Origin of the sequence: Pseudonocardia sp. SID8383 (assembly GCF_009864975.1) — a bacterium.
Classification (GTDB): domain Bacteria; phylum Actinomycetota; class Actinomycetes; order Mycobacteriales; family Pseudonocardiaceae; genus Pseudonocardia; species Pseudonocardia alni.
In genome coordinates this window covers 1-4,760 of sequence record NZ_WWFY01000787.1, presented here as the reverse complement: position 1 = coordinate 4,760, position 4,760 = coordinate 1, and the positions used below count along the sequence as shown (strand labels likewise).

Annotated in this window: 5 protein-coding genes; 4 read left to right on the top strand and 1 reads right to left on the bottom strand. The window is 75.3% G+C overall.

Translation table 11 applies throughout. From position 1 onward, the window contains the following. Positions 1-124 precede the first annotated feature (124 nt). Positions 125-1,753 carry a sensor histidine kinase gene (locus tag GTW08_RS19430; RefSeq protein ID WP_073575478.1) on the top strand — a complete coding sequence of 543 codons (1,629 nt, stop codon included), beginning with the start codon at positions 125-127 and terminating at the stop codon, positions 1,751-1,753. Beyond that, the gene (locus tag GTW08_RS19425) at positions 1,750-2,448 is read left to right on the top strand and encodes a response regulator (RefSeq protein WP_073575477.1); all 699 of its coding nucleotides are present in this window, start codon (positions 1,750-1,752) and stop codon (positions 2,446-2,448) included. The genes GTW08_RS19430 and GTW08_RS19425 overlap by 4 nt, the downstream gene beginning before the upstream one ends. Here the strand turns inward: GTW08_RS19425 and GTW08_RS19420 are convergent. Next, positions 2,430-3,422: an alpha/beta fold hydrolase gene (locus GTW08_RS19420; RefSeq protein ID WP_301549135.1), complete on the bottom strand. Its 993-nt coding sequence runs from the start codon at positions 3,420-3,422 to the stop codon at positions 2,430-2,432. The genes GTW08_RS19425 and GTW08_RS19420 overlap by 19 nt on opposite strands. 83 nt (positions 3,423-3,505) lie before the next feature. On the opposite strand from GTW08_RS19420, the gene GTW08_RS19415 reads away from it, so the two are divergent. Further along, on the top strand, positions 3,506-4,153 hold the full coding sequence (locus tag GTW08_RS19415; protein ID WP_100880874.1) for an ABC transporter permease: 648 nt from the start codon (positions 3,506-3,508) through the stop codon (positions 4,151-4,153). A gap of 4 nt (positions 4,154-4,157) precedes the next feature. Continuing rightward, positions 4,158-4,760 (top strand): ABC transporter ATP-binding protein (locus tag GTW08_RS19410; protein WP_161152336.1); only part of this gene is annotated, 603 nt, incomplete at its 3' end.

The window sequence follows — 4,760 nt, the reverse complement described above, 5'->3', positions numbered from 1 at the left end:
GCCGCCGCCGGTGAGTCTGCGCGTCCGCGGCCGGGCCGGTCCACCCAGCGTGAGCCGCGCGACGCGTCGTGGCCCCACCGCCTCGCGTGGCCGCTGCCGTCGTCGCACGTCCTACGCTGGGCGCATGCGACGGCGCGCCGGGGGGACGGGTGGGCCGCTGGCCCGCCAGTTCCTCGTCTGGCAGCTGGTGGTCGTGGTCGTACTGCTCGGCGCGGTCGCGGCGCTGGCTGCCGTGCAGTCCTCGGAGTCGTTCCGCGAGACCCAGGGACGCCGGATGCTGTCGGTCGCCGAGGACGTCGCGTCCGTACCGACCGTGCGCGAGGCGTTGCAGACCCGCCGCTACGACCTGCTGCCCTCGTTCGCCCGCAGCGCGGAGAACCTGTCCGGGGCCGACGAGATCGAGATCGTCGACGCCGGGCTGGTCGTGCGCACCTCGCCGGACCCGTCCCGGGTCCGGCAGCGCTTCGACCCCGGCGCCAGCACCGCGCCGCAGGGCCGGGCCTGGGTCGGCAACCCCGACGGGCGCACCGTCGTCGCCCAGGTGCCGGTGATCGACGACCGCGGCGCCGTCGCCGGACTGGTGTCGGCCGGGATCCGCGCCCCGTCGCTGTGGGAGTCCCTCGCCGGAGCCCGCGCGGAGACCGGCGCGCTGCTGGGGCTGGCCCTGGTCGTCGGCTTCCTCGGGTCGCTGCTGCTCGCCCGGCGGGTCCGCCGCCAGACCCTCGGCCTGGAGCCCGACGAGATCGTCGAGCTGGTGCAGCGCCGCGAGGCGATGCTGCTCGGTATCAAGGAGGGCGTGGTCGGGCTCGACACCGCCGACCGGATCACCCTGCTCAACCCGGTCGCCCGCGAGCTCCTGGAGCTGCCCGGCGCCCGCGAGGGCGACGCCGTCGCCGACCTCGGCCTCGACGACCGGCTCCGCGAGGTCCTCACCGGTGCCGCCGACGGCGAGGACCAGCTCGTGCTGCGCGACACCCGGGCCCTGGTGCTCAACCGCCGCCCGATCCGCGTCGACGGCCGCGACGTGGGCGCCGTGGTCACCCTGCGGGACCGCACCGAGCTCACCACCCTGCAGCACCGGCTCGACGCCTCGCACACCGTCACCGACACCCTGCGCGCCCAGGCCCACGAGTTCTCCAACCGGCTGCACACCATCGCCGGGCTCACCGAGCTCGGCGAGCACGACGAGGTCCGCCGGTTCGTCGCCGGGATCGTCGCCGCCTCGGAGGGATGGCGCCGCGAGGTCACCGCCAGCGTCGGAGACCCGGCGACGGCCGCCCTGCTCGTCGCGAAGAACAGCCAGGCCGCCGAGCGCGGCGTCGAGCTGGCCCTGGACCCGGAGTCCCGGCTCGACCCGACCGATCCCGACCACGACCCTGACCTGTCCGCCGACCTCGTGACCGTGCTCGGCAACCTGATCGACAACGCGATCGACGCGACCGCCGGGCGGGACGGCCCGCGCCGGATCGAGATCGGGCTCGCCGGCGGCGGCGACACCGACGGCGACGAGGTCTGGATCGAGGTCCGCGACTCCGGCCCCGGGATCGCCTCCGAGCTGGCCGAGGAGGTGTTCCGGGCCGGCTACTCGACCAAGGCCGCCGAGATCGGCGGCCGCGGGCTCGGCCTGGCCCTGGCCCGGCAGGCGTGTCTGCGCCGGGGTGGCACCATCGCGGTGCGGCCGGCGCCGGCGGGCCGGGTCGGTGCGGTGTTCGAGGCGGTGCTGCCGGTGGCGCCGACGGGGGTGCGGGTGTGAGGGTCCTGGTCGTCGACGACGACTTCATGGTCGCGAAGGTCCACTCCGGCTACGTGGAGCGGATCGAGGGCTGCACCGTGGTCGGCGTCGCGCACAACGGCGCCGACGCCCTCGACGCCGCCGCCCGGCTCCGTCCGGAGCTGGTGCTGCTCGACGTCTACCTCCCCGACATGTCCGGCCTGGAGGTGCTGACGCGGCTGCGCACCGGGGCCGCCGACGACCCGTTCGTGCTGGTCGTGACCGCCGCCGACGACTCCGACACGGTCGCCGCCGCCCTGCACGGCGGTGCGCTGCACTATCTCGTCAAGCCGTTCGACTCCGCCGCGCTCGCCGCCCAGGTGCACCGCGCGACGCGGATCCGGCGCGACCTGGACCGGGTCCGCGACCAGTCCGACATCGACCGGCTCTTCGGCGGCACCGGTGCCGCCCCGGCCCGCACCCCCGGCGGCCCCGAACGGATGCCGAAGGGGCTGACCACCCCGACCGCGGAACTCGTCGCGGGCACCCTGCGCGCGCACTCGGGGACCGACGCGGAGGCGGACCTGTCTGCGACCGAGTGCGCCGAGGCCACCCGGCTGTCCCGGGTCAGCGCACGCCGCTACCTGGAGCACTTCGTGTCGACCGGGCAGGTCACCGTACGGCTGCGCTACGGCGGCACCGGCCGCCCGGAGCGCCGCTACCGCTGGGTCGGCTGACCGGCCTCCCGCAGCCCCTCCGCCCGCGGCGCCACCGGCTCGGCCTCCGCCTGCGGTGCCACCGGGTCGGCCCCCGCCTGCGGTGCCACTGGGCCGGCCTCCGCCTCCTCGGCCTCGGCGGCGTGCTCCAGCAGCACCGCCGCGATCGGCTCGCACAGCAGGTCCGGCAGGGCGTGCCCCATCCCGTCCACCGTGACGAGCTGCGCGGCCGCCCCGATCCGCGCCGCCAGGTGGTCGGCGTGCGGCGGCGGGTGCACCGGGTCCTCCGGCGCCTCGACGACGAGCGTCGGCACCGTGACCGAGCCCAGCTCGGCGCCGCGGTCCAGCCCGTCGGGATCGGCCTGGGCGTGCGCGGTGCACGGCTCGACCCGCCCGGTGTGGTCCATGATCCGCCGCTCCCGCGCGGCGAACTCCGCGGTGTCGAACGGCAGCACCCCGCCGGAGACGCGTCGCCAGTACTCGACCCGCCAGGCCAGCTCGCCGGCCTCGTCGCGCGGGTCGCCCAGCTCCTGCCACATCCGCTGCACGTCCCGGGTCGGGCCGGGCAGGTCGGCGTCGCCGGTGTCGAGCGCCGCGGTGCACAGCAGCGTCGCGCTGACCATGCGGTGCGGCGCGTCGAGCGCGAGCAGCTGGACCAGCGTCCCGCCCAGCGACATCCCGACCAGGTGCGCCCGGTCGATCCCGCAGCCGTCGAGCACCGCGAGTGCGTCGGTCGCCAGGTCGGCGACGGCGTAGGGCCGGTCCTCGAACGCGTGGGTCGAGCGGCCGGTGTCGCGATGGTCGTAGCGGACCACCCGGTGCCGCTCGCGCAGCCCCTCGACCAGCGCGTCCGGCCAGCCGTACCCGGCCGAGCCCGCCCCGTTCACCAGCAGCACCGGCGCCGCCGGCGTCGGCCGGTGTGCGGGCAGGTCCTGCACCCAGAGGGTCACGCCCGGCTCGGTCTCGACCTCGCGTACGGTGCCGGCGATCTCCACATGCGCAGGCTGCCAGACCGGTGACGACCCGCCTCCGCCGACCGGGTGGGGGATTGGTCCGGTGTGCGTAGAGAATGCCGGTCATGGGTTTCTGGGAGTATCTCTCCACGAACTGGGGCGAGGTGCTCGGTCACACCCTCGAGCACGCCGCGCTCGTCGTGGTGGGGCTGGCACTCGCGGTGGTGGTGGGTGTGCCGCTCGCCGTCGCCACCTACCGGACCGACCTCGGCCGGGCGGCCGCCGTCAACGGGTCGTCGCTGATCATGACGGTGCCGTCCTACGCGCTGTTCGGGCTGCTGATCCCGCTGCTCGGGCTCGGGTGGGGGCCCGCGGTCGTCGCGCTGATGCTCTACGGCCTGCTGCCGGTGGTCCGCAACGCGATCGTCGGGCTCCGCGCGGTCGACCCGGCGGTCACCGAGTCCGCTCGCGGCGTCGGGATGGACCGCACCCGGCTGCTGCTGGGCATCGAGCTGCCGCTGGCCTGGCCGGTGGTGCTCGCCGGGGTCCGGGTCGCCGCGCAGCTGCTGCTGGGCATCGCCGCGATCTCCGCGGCCGTCAACGGGCCGGGGCTGGGCAACCTGATCCTCTCCGGCCTGTCCAGCGCGGGCACCCCGTTCGCGATCTACCTGACCGTGCAGGGCATCGCCGGGATCGTCGTGCTGGCGGTCCTGTTCGACGCCGCGATCGCCCTGCTCACCCGCCTGACCACCTCGAGGGGGATCCGTGCCTGAGCCGATGATCCGGCTGGAACAGCTCACCAAGCGCTACCCGGGGCAGGAGCGACCCGCCGTCGACCGCCTGGACCTGGAGGTGCCGCGCGGCGAGCTCGTCGTGTTCCTCGGCCCGTCGGGCTGCGGCAAGACGACCACGATGAAGCTCATCAACCGGCTGATCGAGCCGACCTCGGGCCGGATCCTGCTCGACGGCGACGACGTCACCTCCGTCGACCCGGACCAGCTGCGGCGCCGGATCGGCTACGCCATCCAGCAGACCGGACTGTTCCCGCACCGCACCGTCGCCGAGAACGTCGCGACCGTGCCGACGATGCTCGGCTGGGACCGCCGCCGCATCGCCGAGCGCGTCGACGAGCTGCTCACCCTGGTGGGGCTCGACCCGGGCGAGTTCCGCGGCCGCTTCCCCAAGCAGCTCTCCGGTGGCCAGCAGCAGCGCGTCGGCGTGGCCCGCGCGCTCGGCGCGGGCCCCGAGGTGATGCTGATGGACGAGCCGTTCGGCGCGATCGACCCGCTGACCCGCGAGACCCTGCAGAACGAGCTGCTGCGCATCCAGGCCGAGCTCGGCACGACGATCGTGTTCGTCACCCACGACATCGACGAGGCC

Coding starts and splice junctions, on each gene's coding strand:
- GTW08_RS19430 (WP_073575478.1), top strand. CDS start 125: ATGCGACGGCGCGCCGGGGGGACGGGTGGGCCGCTGGCCCGCCAGTTC.
- GTW08_RS19415 (WP_100880874.1), top strand. CDS start 3,506: ATGGGTTTCTGGGAGTATCTCTCCACGAACTGGGGCGAGGTGCTCGGT.